The sequence below is a fragment of the Paenibacillus sp. 2TAF8 genome (assembly GCF_052114825.1).
GTDB lineage: Bacteria > Bacillota > Bacilli > Paenibacillales > Paenibacillaceae > Paenibacillus.
Genome location: NZ_JBFRFN010000027.1, coordinates 24,401 through 41,903 on the forward strand (window position 1 = coordinate 24,401; position 17,503 = coordinate 41,903).

Here is a 17,503-nt window from a genome sequence, read left to right on the forward strand (position 1 = left end):
AAGATCGAAGATCAAAAACGTAGTGCATAGATAAGTACACCGATAAGTAAAATGACCGATAAAGCAAATGCATTTTTTAGCCATCGTGGTGTGCTTCTTCTGGAACGGCGGCCCACCTTTGTAGGACGTGCCATCAATTCCTTCCACGATTTTGCAGCATGGTCCGCATTCTTGAAACGTCCCTGAAGCGCCTCAATGATCCACCCACGAAAAGGGGATAACCGCTCGCTTTTTTCCACCAACAGCACGAGTTGATTCACATTCCGCAATTGCGGAAGTCCGTCTGCAGCCAAAGACTTCAGTGCGTCTGCTTCCAAAATATGAATCATCAGCAGCGCGTAAGCGAACACATCATATGTAGAATCTGCAGTTCGGCTGCCTGCATTCCAAAATCCCCGGTCATACCATTCCGTGAACTGTTTGACACTGCGTCCAATGGACGTAACTCCACCATAATCAATCAGTTCGACATGTCCATAATCAGACACGAGTACATTCTGAGGTTTGAGATCACCAAATACCCAGCCTGCCTGGTGTAATTGAGCGAGTCTCTGCAGCAGTCTTAATCCGACCAGCAGTGTCCAGTCCGTTCCCTGACGGCGAATGAAATGATGAAGAGCCTCACCCCGAACGTAGCGCATCACGTAAAAAGGGATATCCCGTCCCCGAACGGCATAATCGTCCACATCTTTAAGATAGGAAGGAATGCCGCTCTGCCGAAGGGCTTCATGATTACGCTGTAACTGAAACGATTTGAGAACATTGATCTCTGATTGCAAATCAATCGGATCAAATCCCATCTTAAGCGCATAATGTTTGCCATTCTCCCCGCGCTGGACAAGGAAAACAACCCCATTGGCGCCTCTGCCCAGCAATTTTCGAATCGTATACCGACTTCGATTCCATTTCCCCGTAATCACGGTTCCTGGCGGGAAAGAGGCATCAGACAACGTTGTCACCGAGCATCCCTTCTCTTTCAATGCGATAGTTCCCTTCTATTTCCTGCTGTTTCTCCAGTGTACCATAACGGTAAAAATCAATCACCTTCTGAATTGCAGGACCTGTCGGCGTTGCCCCCTTTGTCTGCAACCGTCCGAACAGGGAGCGAACACGCCCCGGGTCATCGGTCCAGTCAATGTCCATTACCGCATCCTCTCCGCTGTGGCGCCCTGGAAAATGAAATACAGATAGCCTGCTCTTGCCTACTCTTGCCTGCAAGCTTAACATCAAATCTCGAATACCTTCTTCTACTGCTGCCAGCTTCGGTTTCATACTTGCACTGACATCAATCAGAAGCGTGACTTGCAGAGCAGCATTCTCCGTCAAGTTATCGATCACTTCCACGACCTGCGAGCGCTGGGAAGGCTCCAAATCAGTTACCGTTTTGGCACCCTTCTCTCCCAGAATTTGTGTCAACTCTCTATTAACCGCCTGTTGGATGGTCTGAACCACTGTCTTTCTTGTCATCATCTGCATCGTATGAGCAAGCTGTCTTGTGCCAACAATCTGACTGATTCCTCCGCCCGCACTCGCAATATCCTCAATTTCCCGGCTACCTAGCTCACCAATCGTACCATAATCAATTACGCCTACGACATTGACTGTAATACCCTCTTCGCGCGCCTCAGCTGCTGCCAGTACTGGGCTTACCCCCACATTGGAACAACCGTCGGTGATCAACAATATTTGTTTCATCCGCTATCCCTCCGTTTTTCGCACTCTCCAACTCTATGAATAGCATTGCCAGATTGAAGAGAGTTCAAACGGATTCGAGTGGATTGAATTATGAACGAATTAGACTATGCTATGGATCAAATTCCTGATCATAAGCATATGCATCAGGCCACTTAACTTACGGTACGAGGACGCTCCATACGATTAATACCCGGCACACGTAAGGTAGCCCATTCAGGGCGATAATGCTCAACTTTTCCAACTACCACAGTCATGTCATCCAAAATCTCTTGTTGCTGGTAGCGAATCACACTTTCGAGCAGGCAGTCTGCCAGTTCCTGCGGATCATCCGTATGGATCTCCTGGATAAGGCGTTTCATCCATAACTCCTTATTCACCGCATATCCTGGAGCATCATATATACCATCTGTCATCATGATCAAAATATCACCCGGCTGTAACTGAAGTGTTACCAAATCCACCTCAATATCTTTAATGATGCCAATCGGCAGATTACTCGCCGAGACCTGGATAACCTCCTGTCCACGTTTAATAAAACTTGGTGTCGAGCCAATTTTCATAAAGGTTGTCTCTGCTGTATATTCATCAATTAGTGCCATATCCACTGTAGCGTACATTTCCTCTGGAGAACGCAGCATCAGTACAGAATTGACTGATTTGATCGCTAGTTTCTCATCCATCCCTGATTGAAGCAGTTGCTCCAAAATATTCAGTGCGGCGCTACTCTCCATACGAGCCCGTTCTCCGTTTCCCATCCCGTCACTAAGCGCAACAGCAAAGGTACCATTGCCTAATTCCACCGTGCTGAAACTGTCTCCTGACATCACATCTCCTCCCTTGGCAGCAGCAGCTACACCTGTTGTGACCTCAAATGTCTTTGCTGAACCAAAGGTCACGGTTGCCAATCCCTGCCTAGGGTCGGTCATCGTCTCATGCAAAACAGCAATATGCTCGTCCAGTACGTTAGAGATGAGCGGAGCGATCATTTTACGGCATTCATCGAACCCTCTGGTATATGCATGTACGATCTCGATTTCTACATTGCCTGCTTCCAGATTAATAATCTCAATGGAATGGATGGACAGTCCAAGTGACTCCAGTGCATCTCGGATTTGTTCCTCCTGCTGTACCATCTCCTCACTTTCGCGTTGAATTTCTTTGGCCAGGTCCTCCATCACCTGGGATACTCCGGACAATTGCTCAGCAACCAGATGTCTGCTATCCATAATCTGGCGTTTCCATTGCATATTATGCTGATGCAGACCATATTGGGCACGCATCACTTCAAATACCTCCTCCGGCTTGGCACACACTCTGTTCCATTCCACCGGTATTTGTTTGCCAGTCATCTCCGGGTTTGACTCAATGGAACTCATCACGTCCGTCATGTAACTGTACGTTTGAATAAACTTTGCATCCCAGCATTGCGCACGTTTGAAGCAGCCTGCGCACGTTCCCTCCGCAACCGCGTTCATGAAATGATCCATTCCGCCCTCTTTATGTACCGGCTCCCCCGTACCGGACATCTGGTCAAAGCTTCGGGATAACTGGCGGAAAACCTGCGAGAAGCGTGTAACCCGTTCCGCGGTAATATCTCGAATACGTTTTGCGTACTCATGCTGGGATTTAGTATGATCCTGTGTGCCCGGTACGTATTTGGAGATCGCCGTAAGCATACTCTTGGGTGTTAACATAAACAGCACAATGGCTGCACACGTCTCCCACAAGGAATTCATCACGTCACCCGGGCCGCCCAGATAAATGGATAGAATAGATGAACCCAGCAACATTCCCAGTGCAACACCAACACGTTTCCCCTCACGAAGCATACCTGCTAACATCCCGGCAAAAGCAAGCAAACTCATCTGATATACCGCTGACATGTCGGCCAGACTTAGAATCAGCCCTGTGATCACACCAACCGATGCCCCCAGGGGGGCTCCGCCCACTAGCGCAAAGATCAGAATAAGATAACGAGAAAGCATATGCTCCACAGAAAGAGACTGAATCGTCCATCCCACCGCCCCGGTCATTACAGATGCCAGCAGAATAATCAGGCACAGAATCTCTTCGTTCTTGAGGCTGAACTTTTTTTTGCGATACGTAAAAATGGGAATAGCCTGAATGAACACCAGTGTCAGTACGAAACTTAGCACTGAATCCATCGTCAGCATCATCATGGCATACCAACTGAACGAAGGCCCGATCACAACGGTGAACAATTTCACCATAAAAGTTGTCGTAAATACCATCGTTGGTGCATAAGATAATTCAGCACGGTCATAAGACTCCAGCCCTCGGAACAAAAGATAGAAGATAGCGATTTCGGAGGCTACGATCAGTGAAACCGGAAACGGAGCAAACAAGCTTCCCGCAATAAGCGCCGCACCTACCGGGACGATGTAATCCCTGCGCATAAAAGCAATGACGGCAAAGTATGCAATGGCAAAAGGAGACAACTCATTCAGAATCATTGCCTTTCCCAGTAAGAATCCCATAAAAGTAAGCAGCAATACCCACTTGCGCGATGCCACAGCCTGGACAGCCTTGCGGGAACCGAGCCACTGTTTCAGACGTGCCGACAGCTCCTCCCGAGCTGCTGCACCTCCTTTGCCTGCTTTCATCCCCGGAAATTGAATGACATTCCACTTCTCCATCATGCTCAAGGCACCCCATTCGAATAATTTGATTTCGTGTTTCATTCTCGATGGTTCTGATTATAGATAGATTAGAAGACATAGTTTGTCAGATTAGCTGGACGAGTTGCAAAAAGTTTACGACAAAAGAAACTGCTGCGGCGCGATGGTGTGAAACCCTCGGCCTTATTGTAGTTTTCAGGATTTTCGAGCACACTGAAAAATGGTAGCATGTCTGATTTTGAACGAGAAGTTATAGGGTGTCGCCATGATCTGAGCAGAATAACTGGGGAATGCCACGGAAACCTGTCGGTAAAAAATGGAAGACGACAAATGTTCTTATCCTTCCGTTGGACGTTGCAAATCGTGAAAGGATCGTGTCGTGCCTTACCTAAAAATCAATTCCTCTCCAATGTTTCGTCGAAAATACGAAATGTTCAATGAATTATAGAAAGAATGCACAAAAAAACCGTTAGCCAGTTGGCTAACGGTTTTACTTATATATTCATATCAGGTTGAAACAGATTATACACGCTTGGCGCCACGGCCACCGCGTTTGCCCTCTGTATTCTTCTTGAGCGAAGAGATCCGTTCTTCGCTATCTTTCAGGAAGCGTGACATTTTATCCTCAAATGAAGGTTTGCCTGCTGCGGGCTTGAAAGAACGGCCTCCGCGGTCACGGTTAAATCCACCGCCGCCACCACCACGACCTTGGCCACCACTTGGGCCTCCGCCGCTGAATCGTTCGCGATCTCCTCCACTGCGTTCCGGTCTAGGAGCTCTCGGGGGTCTGGATTGGGTTTGTTGCTCTACCGGTTTGTCAACAGCCTGTTTGATGGAAAGTCCGATCTTGCCGTCTTTGTCAACGTTGATAACCTTTACTGTAACTTGGTCATTCAGCTTCAGGTGGTCGTTGACATCTTTGACGTAATTGTCGGCGATTTCCGAGATGTGAACGAGACCCGTGACACCTCCTGACAGATCCACAAATGCTCCAAAATGCGTGATTCCTGTCACCTTGCCCTCTAACTTGGTGCCCACTTCAATTGCCATAGAATAAAATGATCCTCCCTTAAAAATATACAACCCGATTTTTTGAATGCCAAAATCATGCTGCGCTACTTGTAATTATACCTTATGCCATAAACCAAGGTCAACTGAGCACTAACCTATTGTAGAGCCTATTTTTTCCGGTTTACGCGCATAAGACTCATGGAAAACTAACCTTGCTAAGCAAAAGGCTGGATTCCATTAGTTCCCTGGTTCTTCAACCTGAATTGGTGTTTCTTCAGGAAGATAGTATCCTTTTTTTCGTGCCAGCTGTCCTATGTATTCAGGGTCTTTCAACCGGCTGACCTCATACTTCAGCTGCTCGAGCTTTTTCTGCGTATCCTGCTGCGAAATTTGCTGCGTGGCCAAATAAGCACTCTTGTCCGAAATTTGCGCATTCTGTACCAGAAAAGTGTACCCTGCCCAGATCGCAAATACAGTTACAAATGTCAACCAAAGCATCAGACGCCTTCGTACACCAGCAGACTTTCCCTGATTAGCGGGGCTCTTCTTGCTACCCACAGGTGTTCTACTCATTCCCCGGACGACCTCCTTGAAACCAGCGTTTCCATATCGCTGCAATTCTTGTACCCGCTTGGATCATCCATCGAGGCGTTACCCAATATCTCAGGAGCGGCCTAAACATCCAGCGGAAAAGCTTGCCGAAAGGGATTAAACATTGCAGCACCAGCCTGCCCAGAAATAGCAGGATCGCGATGAAGAAACCGACTAACACGCGAACCAATCTGTATATTCCCTTCGCTGGCACAACAATCAGGATGTTAAGGACATGTCCACACCACTGGATGAGTGTTCTTGCGAGTTTAATTAACATTACCACAAAACGCTGGGTTGTAACACTTAAAAGCCAAAAATAGAAACAAACTCCGATAATCAGCCCCAAAAAGACATAAAACCGCAACTGTCCGTGGTTTCCGGCATACAGCATCCGAAAAACGAACAGTGCGGAGGAGATCCAATACAACAAATCCAGTGTATGGATGCTCCATCTCGGAAATCGCAACTGCCCAGACAGTACCCGGTAACTGTCGTAAGCCACACCCATCACGACTCCCGATAACACCATCCAGGCCAGTGTGAGCCACTGCGTATCCAGAATCATCGGAACATCTTGCCAAACAAGCCTTTACTATTTTTGGACTGGGAACCGGGATCGAGATACTGAAGCGAACTAACCGTACCCTCAATAGATAAGAGACCTTCCTCCAGGCTCAGGTTTTTGATATGTAAATTGTGCCCCCGGATCGTCAGATGCCCAAGTTCGGTCTGAAGCAGAAACTCCTCACTGTCAAAACTCTCTACATTCGAGACCCCTGTCAGATCCAGCAGTTTCCGATTTTGCATGTTCAGATGGTGCTGTTTGGCCTTTCCGTGCTCAACCATGGCATGTACCCCTCCTTCTTTAGTACCTAGCATATGGATGAGAAACTCGGATTAGAACTGCCGACTCACTGATCCTTTCAATTCCCTTTGGCACGCAACATAAAAAACGCCCCCCCGTTACCGGGAGGACGCTTCATTCAAGCGATATAAACAAAATTAAACATTTATATGGAAGTCCTGTTACCAGTCCATTCCATTATCCTTGGCGATCGGCTCTTCCTTAACCAAGGTATAGAGGCTGCTCGCCTCATCCTTCTTGGTGCTCTCGGCAAGACGCTCCACCTTCACGGTAACAAGCTTTTGACCAAACTGAACCGTCAGCTCATCGCCTACTTTAACAGCAGCGCTGGGCTTAGCTTCCCGTCCGTTGACCAAGACACGTCCCTGTTCGGATACGTCCTTGGCTACCGTACGGCGTTTGATCAGCCGAGATACCTTCAGGAATTTATCAAGACGCATTATTTTACAGCTTCTTTAAGTTTGTTACCTGCTTTGAATGCAGGAACAGTGGACTCAGGAATCACGATCTCATTCCCTGTTTGCGGGTTGCGTCCCGTACGACCGGAACGTTTGCGGGTCTCAAAAGTGCCAAAGCCGATCAATTGTACTTTGTCTCCGCTAGCAAGTGCATCTGTAATTTCTCCTAAAAAGCCATTCAATACGGACTCGACATCTTTCTTTGTCAAACCGCTTTTGTTTGAAATGTTGTTGATCAGGTCTGTTTTGTTCATGTTAAAAGCCTCCCAAATTAAAGAAAAAGTATCTGCGAGCCTTGGTAGCCTTACCTTAACCAAGTCATATCTCGCACCGTTACTACACATGTATTCTGGCTTGCATGTTAAATTCCTGCCTTGACCTACGACTTTTTTTAGCTTTTGTCGCTTTATCGCAGAGAATCGTCTAAGTCCAGTACCCGAAACGATGTCTCATTAAACACCAGACTTAAAATGAGGTTGAACACATGTTCGTATCATCATAACACACTGCCCAGTCTGATGGAATATGGTATTTGGATATTTTTACAATTGGAACAAATTAAAGCCCAGCTTTCTTCGCCTGTTGCCAGAATTGCTCCATCTCTTCTACCGTACTGTCTGCAGGTGTCTTACCCTGCTCACGTAACCGATCCTCAATATACTGAAATCTCGCGACAAACTTGCGGTTTGTAGCAGCAAGAGCTTCCTCCGGATCTGTATCAATAAAACGTGCTACATTCGCCGTGGCAAACAAAACATCACCCAGCTCCAGCTTGCGTGCTTCCGCATCATGTCCTTGCTGCACTGCTTCTCTTAGTTCGGCCAGTTCTTCTTCAATCTTGGCAAACACACCCTCCACATTATCCCAGTCAAAGCCGACTTTGGCTGCTTTCTTCTGGAGTTTATATCCTTTCATCAATGCAGGCAAGTCGCGTGGCACACCGTCCAATACAGAAGTCTTTTCCGCATTCTGACCTTTGCGTTTTTTCTCCTCTGCCTTCATCTGTTCCCAGTTTTGTAGGGCTTCATTCGCGTCTTCAGCCTGATTGTCACCAAATACGTGCGGATGACGAAAGATCAACTTGTCATTCAATCCCTCAATGACGTCATAAACGTTGAATGTGCCGATCTCTTCTTCCATCTGAGAGTGCAACATAATCTGCAGCAGCAAATCACCCAGTTCTTCTTTCATATGATCCGGGTCATCCTCATCGATGGTTTCAATAACTTCGTATGTCTCTTCAATCAGGTTTTTACGAATCGACTGATGTGTTTGCTCCTGATCCCATGGGCAGCCGCCCGGACTGCGAAGAATATTCACGATCTCGTGCAAACGCGCGAAAGAGCGGCGGCGCAAAGCATCATCTGTATTTTTCGGCACATAGATCAGTGACAGATTGCCATAACCAGGAGTCCGATCCAGCTCATGCAGCGGTACCTTGTGGATGACTTCCTGACCTTGCACACCAAGTGCATGGCCCACAAACACCGGATAATCATCTGGATAAACTTCCATCAGGCACAGCTTCACATCCGAAGCCGTAAAACCATCGTAAACTTGCCCAATCAACGTATGTAACTGAGGCTGTACCAGTTCGGGATTCAGACTGCTGGCATCCAGCAGCTGAAAACCTTCAATGGGATCAAAACCGAGCCGGATAAAGGCTTCATCCAAGAAACTCTCTCCACCCATAACACGTAACGAGATCCCCTGCTGCGGACAGCGTTCCTTCAGTAATCTTACACTGGCTTCAGCTACCATTGGATGGCCCGGTACGGCATATACAATCTCGGTACCTGTGTCCCCGCTCCGAGCAGCCTCGATCAATTGGTTCGCAATCTCATCGTAAACCTCCGGGAAGGAGGATTTTGATTCATAGATGGCGTCAAACGACGTCATCTCCAGTCCCTCTTTCTGCAAATCATTCATTACCGGATGATCCAGTGTGCGTACATACAGAGTAGCCGCATGTTTCATTTTTTTAATAATACCTAATGTCAGTTGATCTGCATCTCCAGATCCTAAACCTACTACTGTCAAAGCTGCACTCATTGCGCTAAAACCTCCATCCGAACCATCCTGCTTTTCCGGGTTGCCTGCATGGCATATCCGTCTCCATAAGCATTTCAAACATCTCGGCTGAACAGGATGGCACTCAATAATTAAACGTATTATACCAGAATCTGTCGATATCCTATAATTGCATCTGCCAATAGCATCCGGTTTGGCTAACGCAGTACACGCATTCTGCGCAGCAGCTTCGACAGACGTGGCCCAAGCTTAGGCAAGGCCGACAATTCTGTTGCGGTCAGCAGCCCTGTCCGGGCCGCGGCCAGCACAAACATGGCTGCTCCTGCGGCTATGCCCAGCAGGCTCACGCCCATCGCAGCCAGCCGATGCGTGGCTGCGATGCCTAAGCCGCCGAGTATGACTTCGGCGGCCCAGGCCATGCCTAGCGCCGCCAGGCTCATGGCGGCGACCACCAGCGCCGGCTTCGCCAGAACGGCGCCAGGGGCAGGGCGCATGGCGGTGAGCCGCGCCAGCAGCGCCACATTCAGGCCAGCCGCAAGCATGTAGGCGGCTGCACCTGCAAGCGCCGCGCCGCTAATGCCCAGCGCCGGCACAAGCATGACGTTCAGCAGCACCTTGACGCCTGTGGCGGCCAGCATGCTGAACGCGGGAGCGCGCACGGCGCCTAGGCCTTGCAGTAGCGCCGCCGCAATAATGCTGACGGTGCTGCCCGCTGCCGTCAGCGCCATGTACCGCAATGCTTCGGTGCCTGCGGCATCGCCGTAAAGCATGCGGTTAATCGGATCTGCCAGCACTGCAAGACCTGCGGATGCCGCCAGACCGATGAGCCAGAACCAGCGCAGCGCTATGCCTGCTTGCTGCCTGACGGCTTCTGGCCCGCCCTTCAGGCGCGCTTCGGCCATCGCCGGAATAAACAGCACCGAGAGTGACGTGGCAAGCATCGTCACCAGCTGCACCAGCGGCAATCCACGGTTGTAGATGCCGAAGGATACCATTGTTTGCAACTCATCTAGCCCTTCCCCGCGCAGCAGCCTTGGAACCGTGAAGGTGTCCACCAGATTCATCAGGGGTACCGCGAGTGACCCCAGACAAACCGGAATGGCATAGATCAGCAAAATGCGTATCCACGCTGTGTTCGAGCGCCTGGTCTCCCGAGCTTGTACATCTCCTTCCACTGGAGCAACATCATGTGCTACTCCTCCAGCATTGGCCCTTGGCTTGTTTTCTAAGTCTTGGGAAGCGTCTGCGGACTGTCTAATCTGACTAATATTCCTTAGCCGCTCCGCCTCACCATATACCTGCTCGCCCTTGCTCTCTCCATCTTGTGTACCCAAAGCCCTATCATCCACCGAATGCTCTGCCCTCTCTTTCCGGCGATGTCGGTATACAAATCCCAGCATTACGGCAAGCCCTGCGCAACCTCCTGCCACCGAACCTAACATTGCCCCTGCAGCAACATTCTCAAGCGAAGCATCCTGGCGAATTAACCACAATAACACCACAATCATGACCGTTACCCGTACCATCTGCTCTACTACCTGAGAGAGAGCTGTAGGCATCATCTGCTGCATTCCCTGAAAATATCCGCGCAAACCTGTCATCACTGGTACACATAACAAGGCTAAAGATGCAGCATGGATCGAGGGAATGACGTGCTGATTACCAATCAAATCTGCGACCCACGATGCGCTCACGTACATCACCATAGCCGTGAGCAATCCAAGGCCTCCGAGTAGCATTGATGATATTCGTATAATTCTGCGGCTCTCGTCTGGTCTTCCGAGGGCATGCTGTTCTGCTACAAATTTCGAGACGGCTAGCGGCAGACCCGCCGCAGCCAGCGTAATAATGAGCATATATAACGGATAGACCGTATTGTAGATACCAAAGACACCGTCTCCCCCCAGATTTTGAAGAGGAATTTTTTGAAAAGCACCAATGATTTTGGAGATAATGGCGGCAAGCCCAAGGATAAAAGCACCCTGTAGCAGCCTTGTTCCTAAAGATGGCTGTTTTATCAATTTCCCGGTTCCTTCCATGTGTATTCTGGCATTCAAACGAAGCATATAACTCCCTTTGCTATTATACCTGCCAGAAGGCACACAATACGAACATCCTTTGAGCCACAACCTGTGATCAGATCAAAGCCTCTAGCCTCCCCCCATCTATGTAAGGTGAAATATTTTTTTCCACTTAAACGGAGAGGACAGAAAAAAACTGAAAAAGCGAAGCTAAAAGCTTTCTGCAAGAAAGCTACATCGGAAGCATAAGCTTCGCCTTTATCACCGGATTTTCCCCTTTGGAAAAGGGAATCCAAAAAAATCTGGGGATAACCGCTACTCTCCAGTTTATTCTGTCATCGGAGTACTTGTGTAAACACTTATAGTTCAACTTATATGTAAAAAGCAAAAACTCCCGTATGCCCGGTTCAGGCTCACAGGAGTCCATCTGCTTTCTATTGTTCCATTTGTTTGCCGAGGAATCCTGCAGCTGTCTCAGCCATTTTAACTTCCATCTGAGACATCTTCACGGACTCGTCCTTGTTGAACAGGATAACGGTTCCGATGGGATCACCACCAGAGATAATTGGCGCGATAACAAAAGAGGATAACGTCTCGTCATGATCTTTGCTAAGCTCATAAGTACCATTGGTTGCTTCCATAATTGTCTTACGGTTTTCCATGCAACTCTCCACTAGGCTGCCAACCTGTTTATCCAAATACTCTTTCTTGGAGCCGCCTGCCACCGTGATAATGGTATCCCGGTCAGAAATCATTGTAACGTGCCCCGTACTCTCATACAGCGATTCCGCATATTCTTTGGCAAAATCGCCAAGTTCACCAATCGGTGAATATTTTTTAAGAATAACTTCTCCATCACGATCCACAAAAATTTCAAGAGGATCTCCCTCACGAATACGTAACGTACGACGGATTTCTTTAGGAATGACCACACGACCCAGGTCATCTATACGGCGGACAATACCAGTAGCTTTCATTTACATGTTGCCCCACTTTCTCGAGAAGATTTTTCAACTACTGTTCCTTAATGGGTAGAGGAAAGTCCCAGAACGTTTAGTGTGATTTCTTGACCATAGTATTCATCTGTTCCCATATCCTTATACATGCTTTGCAGAATATAGTTGATTATCTTTTTTGAAAAGTGATAGAAAGTAATTCTCAAGGCCGCCATGTGTCAAAAAGCAAAACGAAGCAGCAGAAAGAACCTTGGTTCTCTCCGTGCTTCGTCAGGCTTGTCCCATAAACCGTTAATTTAACACCTCTTAGGAAGCCACTGAGGCTTCTCTAAAAAACATGTTAATACCACATTATATAAGTTTATTTACCGCTTGTGCCTTCTTCGGTTTTCGCATCTTTGTCTGTTCCTGTCGTACCTTGATCCGTTTTTGCATCTGAACCTTTGGAATTTGTTTTGGATTCATCTGTTTTCGTACCTTCTGTACCTGTTCCTGTCGTACCTCCTGTTGTACCTTCCTCTTTCTTCTCCGTCTTAGGAAGTTTCACTTCTTTGATGATTTTATCCAGATCTTTTTGCATAAACGTATCGATTTGAGCACCAGCTAGCTGGCTTTTCAGCGTTTCTTTCTGCTCCGGTTTCAATTTGGAGTAATCTGCCTCCGTACGTGCTTCTACCTTCATAACGTGATAACCGAATTCCGTTTCAACCGGATCACTGATTTTATTAAGCGGCAGTGTTTTCGCAGCTTCTTTGAAAGCTTCTACCCATGTCGCAACAGGTGTATCTTTATACAATCCACCATCGGGTACAGAACTAGCGTCATCTGAATATTTTTTCACGATTTCAGCAAAATCAGTTCCGCCTTCAAGTTTCGCTTTTACTTCTTTCGCTAACTTTAATGCATCTTCTTTCTTACGTTCTTTCTGCGTTTTTGAATCCGTGAATCCGATCAGCACGTGACGTACAGAAGCCGTTGTGAACTGATCTTTGTTTTTCTCAAACTCTGCCTTGATCGCATCTTCAGTTACGCCTGTTTCTTTATCTTTAATCACCGTCATAATGCGAGTCATGTAGTCTTTAATGTTTTGATCCGTCAGATTTTGAGCTTTCAACATCTCAGCCCACTGATCCTCTTTCACTTGAGCTTTCATTTTGTCGAATTGTTCGGATGCTGTTTTGGCACCAGCCGTTTTTGCTTCTGCACTTGCTTTGCCGCTCAAATATTCATAAGCAATCTCTTGCTTTACCAGGTACTCTTTAAAATCATCCATATCCATCATCTGTGCATATTCCGGATAGAGGAACTTCATGACACGTTGTTCCATGTCGAATTCATTCGCCGTGATCGTGCCACCATCATACGTAGCAACTACAGCGCTCTTATCTGTTGATTCCGGTGCTTTCGCTTCTTCCTTCTTGCCACATGCAGCAAGCAAGGACAGGGACAGTACTGCAACCATACCTACGGACAGCACTTTTCCCACTTTTTTATACTTTGCTAACATCTTTTAGTTCCCCCTTTGATTTAAAAGCAGTCTTCATGGACTCCAGAAACTTCTCTACCAGTTCCATCAGTTGCTTATCCCCAAGACCCTTGCCTTTGACATGAATCAGCATATGGGGTCCTTGTTCAAATTGTACACGTCTTTCGAACTGATTTCCAATGTGTGAGATTTTTGAGAGCTCGAAGGCATGCTCACGCCCTTCATAAAACTTGACTGTAAGATCGTCACCACGCTGTGTGATAGACTCAATGCCATAGATTTTCCCGTACACTTTAAGGCGGGCCACCGCCATCAAATTGATTACAGCCTCCGGCAGATCACCGAATCGGTCAACCAATTCGTCTTCAAGTTCCATTGCGTCGTCGAAGGAAGCAATAACTGCGACCTTTTTATAGATCTCAATTTTCTGAATACTGTCATAAATATAATCCGATGGCAAGTAGGCATCGATACTGAGATCCAGCGTTGTATTCCACTGATCGGAAGGAACAGGCTCCTCGCCCAGCATTGTAACTTTACGTTTGTTGATTTCTTCCGCCAGCATCTGCGAGTACAGGTCGAACCCGACAGAAGCAATAAAGCCATGCTGTTCCGCTCCAAGCAGGTTACCCGCACCACGAATGGACAGATCTCGCATCGCAATTTTGAAACCTGAACCAAGCTCGGTAAATTCCTTAATGGACTGCAGGCGCTTCTCCGCAACTTCGGTAAGTACTTTATCCCGTTGGTACGTGAAATACGCATAGGCAATACGGTTAGACCTGCCCACCCGTCCACGTAGCTGGTACAACTGGGAAAGCCCCATTTTATCTGCGTCATGTACGATCAGTGTATTTACATTCGGAATATCGACACCCGTCTCGATAATGCTCGTGCTTACCAGTACATCATACTCGCCGTCCAGGAAGTCGAGGATCGTCTTCTCCAGCTCGGTTTCACTCATCTGGCCATGACCGACGCCAACCTTGGCTTCGGGTACCAGATCTGAAATTTCGGCAGCCATCTCCTGAATGCCTTGCACCCGGTTATAGAGATAATACACCTGACCGCCACGGGCTAACTCCCGTTCAATTGCTTCACGGACAAGCGCCTGGCTGTGCTCCACCACATAAGTCTGAACCGGAAAACGGTTTTCCGGCGGAGTCTCAATAACCGACAGGTCACGTACACCCAACATGGACATGTGTAAAGTACGCGGAATTGGCGTTGCTGTAAGAGTCAGCACGTCCACGTTTGTTTTGAGCTTTTTCAGTTTCTCCTTGTGTGTTACACCAAAACGCTGCTCCTCATCAACAATGAGCAGTCCCAGGTCTTTGAACACCAGATCCTGTGACAACAAGCGGTGCGTACCGATAACAATGTCGATTGTACCGGCTTTGATGCCTTTGGCCGTCTCATTCTGTTCCTTGCGGGAACGGAATCGGCTAAGGACATGAATGTTGAATGGATAACCGGAGAAGCGCTCACGGAATGTTTCGTAGTGCTGTTGAGCCAAAATTGTGGTCGGAACCAGCACCGCCACCTGTTTACCTTCGATTGCCGCTTTGAACGCAGCACGAATGGCCACTTCTGTCTTGCCGTACCCAACGTCTCCACACAATAAACGATCCATGGGACGGTTTTGTTCCATATCTTTTTTGATTTCTTCAATCGCACGCATCTGATCCCGGGTTTCATCATAAGGGAACATGTCTTCAAACTCCTGCTGCTCTGCAGAATCCTTGTCGAATCCATAGCCTTTGGACGTTTGACGTTCTGCGTACAACTTGATTAGATCATCGGCGATATCCTGAACGGATGAACGAACTTTATTTTTAACGCGTGTCCATTCATTGCCGCCCAGCTTGTATATTTTCGGCTCCTTTTCTTCAGAACCCACATATTTCTGGATCAGATCAATCTGTTCAATCGGAACAGACAACTTGTCTCCACCAGCATACAGAATGTGCATGTAGTCTTTATGAATACCGGCAACTTCAAGCGTGCCAATCCCGAGGTATTTACCAATCCCGTGGTTCTGGTGAACGACATAATCGCCCACTTTCAGCTCGCTATAGGACTTGATACGCTCGGCATTGTCGATGTTTCGAATCGGTTTGCGGGCTTTACGCTGCTTCTGTGAGAACATCTCACCTTCTGTGATCACCGCCAAATGAATGGACGGCATTTCGAATCCCGTTTGCAGATTGCCGTTCAGCATCTCCGGCTCAGGAATGTCGTAATCCTGCAATACCCGGCGCATCCGATCCATCCGTTCCTCACCATTCGCAAGCATCAGCACCTGTACTCCGGCTTTTTGCCAGCGTTCCATCTCTGCCTTCAGCACGTTCATCTGTCCATGGAAATCCTGCATGCCCCGGCTGATAAAGTTCAGAATGTTCTGTGGTTGCGTATGCGGCACCTGGCGCAGAAAGATCGACATAAAGATCGTCTGGAACGAACGCTCATAGAGCAGCTCATCCCCATCTGCCGATAGCGGCAGATCTGGCAGTGTTTTTCCATTTTGCATCAGATGCAAATTCCACTCGGACTCATCCCGATCCAGCTGCTTGGATGTTTCCGACAGTCTTGCCGGCTCATCCAATACCAGAATTGTATCTTCTGGCATGTAGTCATAGATTGTTTTATTTTCCGGGTAGAGTGGGGAGATGTATTTGTACATTTCCGAAAAATAAACATGCTGACGCAGCAACTCGATCTCGCGATGCATCTCTTCACGTAGACGCAGCTTAGCCTGACGATCTGTCATCTTTTCCAGTTGCTGTTCAAGCAGAAGTGCCGCCGTATCGGCCGCTTTCTCCATACGCTGCTGATCTGCAATCAGTTCTTTACACGGCAGTACCGTGATCTCCTCTATCTTTTCAATAGAACGCTGATCCGCGGGATCAAATGTACGAATAGAATCGATTTCGTCGTCAAATAGCTCCACCCGATACGCAATCGATGAAGTCACCGGATAGAAGTCGATAATGCCACCACGTACACTCATCTCTCCGCGCGACTCAACGCGCTCCACACGCTCATAGCCAAGCTTCACCATCTCCAGCAAGAACGAATCCAGTTGAAGCGTGCTACCCTGTTTAATCTGAATATGTGCACTTGCCATTACTTCAGGCAGAGGAACATAACGTCTTACCCCGGAAAAAGGAATGACAACAACGCCCCTGAACCCTTGGGCGCAACGAACCAAAACTTCTATACGCTGAGCGAGGGTTTCCGGACTGGACACCGCTGCCTCAGCCGCAACGAGCTCATTAGCAGGATAGATTAACACCTGATCGCTTGAAAGCGCTTCCTGTAAATCTTCTGCGATTTTTTGTGCAGCAAACATGTTATGTGTGACGACGAGCAATGGCCGGTCCATCTCTTGATGCAGCGCTGCCAGCATAATCTGGCGAGCTGAACCGGATAAACCCGAAACCAACTGCTCCTTCATGCCGGATTTGACTCCAGCCGTAATGGACGCAAAGTCCGGATCTTTGGAAAAAGCTTTTATGAGTGCTTGTAACAAAAGGGGCACCTCTCTTATAACTTTCTTGATTATTGATCATTGCACGCTGTTGTGCAGTATCTGCATGGTCATTGGAATTTTTAAAAATTGGATAGTTATTCCTTTTCGTCCTGTTTCATCATAAAGGATTAATCGAAACATTGCCACATCTGTTCATGCAGCAACCCTCTAATTTAAAATTCAGGTTTGAAGAGATTCTGTTTTTGTTCCAACTG

General features: G+C 47.7%; 14 protein-coding genes. All 14 read right to left on the reverse strand.

Annotated features, from left to right (window positions below; all coding sequences use genetic code 11):
- Window positions 1-11 precede the first annotated feature (11 nt).
- Window positions 12-959 carry a protein kinase domain-containing protein gene (locus tag AB4Z30_RS26025; protein ID WP_441930337.1) on the reverse strand — a complete coding sequence of 316 codons (948 nt, stop codon included), beginning with the start codon at window positions 957-959 and terminating at the stop codon, window positions 12-14.
- Window positions 943-1,695, reverse strand: coding sequence for a VWA domain-containing protein (locus AB4Z30_RS26030; RefSeq protein WP_441930338.1), 753 nt, complete (start codon window positions 1,693-1,695; stop codon window positions 943-945). Before AB4Z30_RS26030 ends, AB4Z30_RS26025 begins: the two co-directional genes overlap by 17 nt.
- Before the next feature lie 152 nt (window positions 1,696-1,847).
- Complete coding sequence (spoIIE, locus tag AB4Z30_RS26035; RefSeq protein WP_441930339.1) at window positions 1,848-4,355, reverse strand: stage II sporulation protein E; 2,508 nt, start codon at window positions 4,353-4,355, stop codon at window positions 1,848-1,850.
- Window positions 4,356-4,856: 501 nt separating this feature from the next.
- Window positions 4,857-5,384: a S1 domain-containing RNA-binding protein gene (locus tag AB4Z30_RS26040; protein WP_090924622.1), complete on the reverse strand. Its 528-nt coding sequence runs from the start codon at window positions 5,382-5,384 to the stop codon at window positions 4,857-4,859.
- Between the two features lie 198 nt (window positions 5,385-5,582).
- The gene (locus AB4Z30_RS26045) at window positions 5,583-5,918 is read right to left on the reverse strand and encodes an FtsB family cell division protein (RefSeq protein WP_441930340.1); all 336 of its coding nucleotides are present in this window, start codon (window positions 5,916-5,918) and stop codon (window positions 5,583-5,585) included.
- Window positions 5,911-6,504: a spore cortex biosynthesis protein YabQ gene (yabQ, locus tag AB4Z30_RS26050; protein ID WP_441930341.1), complete on the reverse strand. Its 594-nt coding sequence runs from the start codon at window positions 6,502-6,504 to the stop codon at window positions 5,911-5,913. Before yabQ ends, AB4Z30_RS26045 begins: the two co-directional genes overlap by 8 nt.
- Window positions 6,501-6,785 (reverse strand): sporulation protein YabP, encoded by a 285-nt coding sequence (gene yabP, locus AB4Z30_RS26055; RefSeq protein ID WP_441930342.1) that lies wholly within the window; start codon window positions 6,783-6,785, stop codon window positions 6,501-6,503. Before yabP ends, yabQ begins: the two co-directional genes overlap by 4 nt.
- A gap of 180 nt (window positions 6,786-6,965) precedes the next feature.
- The gene (locus AB4Z30_RS26060; RefSeq protein WP_090924618.1) at window positions 6,966-7,244 is read right to left on the reverse strand and encodes an RNA-binding S4 domain-containing protein; all 279 of its coding nucleotides are present in this window, start codon (window positions 7,242-7,244) and stop codon (window positions 6,966-6,968) included.
- Entirely contained in the window at window positions 7,244-7,516 is a 273-nt protein-coding gene (locus AB4Z30_RS26065) for an HU family DNA-binding protein (protein WP_090924617.1), read from the reverse strand. The genes AB4Z30_RS26060 and AB4Z30_RS26065 overlap by 1 nt, the downstream gene beginning before the upstream one ends.
- Before the next feature lie 304 nt (window positions 7,517-7,820).
- Window positions 7,821-9,314, reverse strand: a complete 1,494-nt coding sequence (gene mazG, locus AB4Z30_RS26070) for a nucleoside triphosphate pyrophosphohydrolase (protein ID WP_441930344.1) — start codon at window positions 9,312-9,314, stop codon at window positions 7,821-7,823.
- Between the two features lie 176 nt (window positions 9,315-9,490).
- Window positions 9,491-11,311, reverse strand: a complete 1,821-nt coding sequence (locus AB4Z30_RS26075) for a putative polysaccharide biosynthesis protein (RefSeq protein ID WP_441930370.1) — start codon at window positions 11,309-11,311, stop codon at window positions 9,491-9,493.
- Between the two features lie 437 nt (window positions 11,312-11,748).
- Window positions 11,749-12,291 (reverse strand): stage V sporulation protein T, encoded by a 543-nt coding sequence (gene spoVT, locus AB4Z30_RS26080; protein WP_441930345.1) that lies wholly within the window; start codon window positions 12,289-12,291, stop codon window positions 11,749-11,751.
- A 340-nt stretch (window positions 12,292-12,631) separates the two neighbouring features.
- Window positions 12,632-13,777 (reverse strand): peptidylprolyl isomerase, encoded by a 1,146-nt coding sequence (locus AB4Z30_RS26085; RefSeq protein WP_441930346.1) that lies wholly within the window; start codon window positions 13,775-13,777, stop codon window positions 12,632-12,634.
- Entirely contained in the window at window positions 13,761-17,288 is a 3,528-nt protein-coding gene (mfd, locus tag AB4Z30_RS26090) for a transcription-repair coupling factor (protein WP_441930347.1), read from the reverse strand. The genes AB4Z30_RS26085 and mfd overlap by 17 nt, the downstream gene beginning before the upstream one ends.
- Window positions 17,289-17,503: the final 215 nt, after the last annotated feature.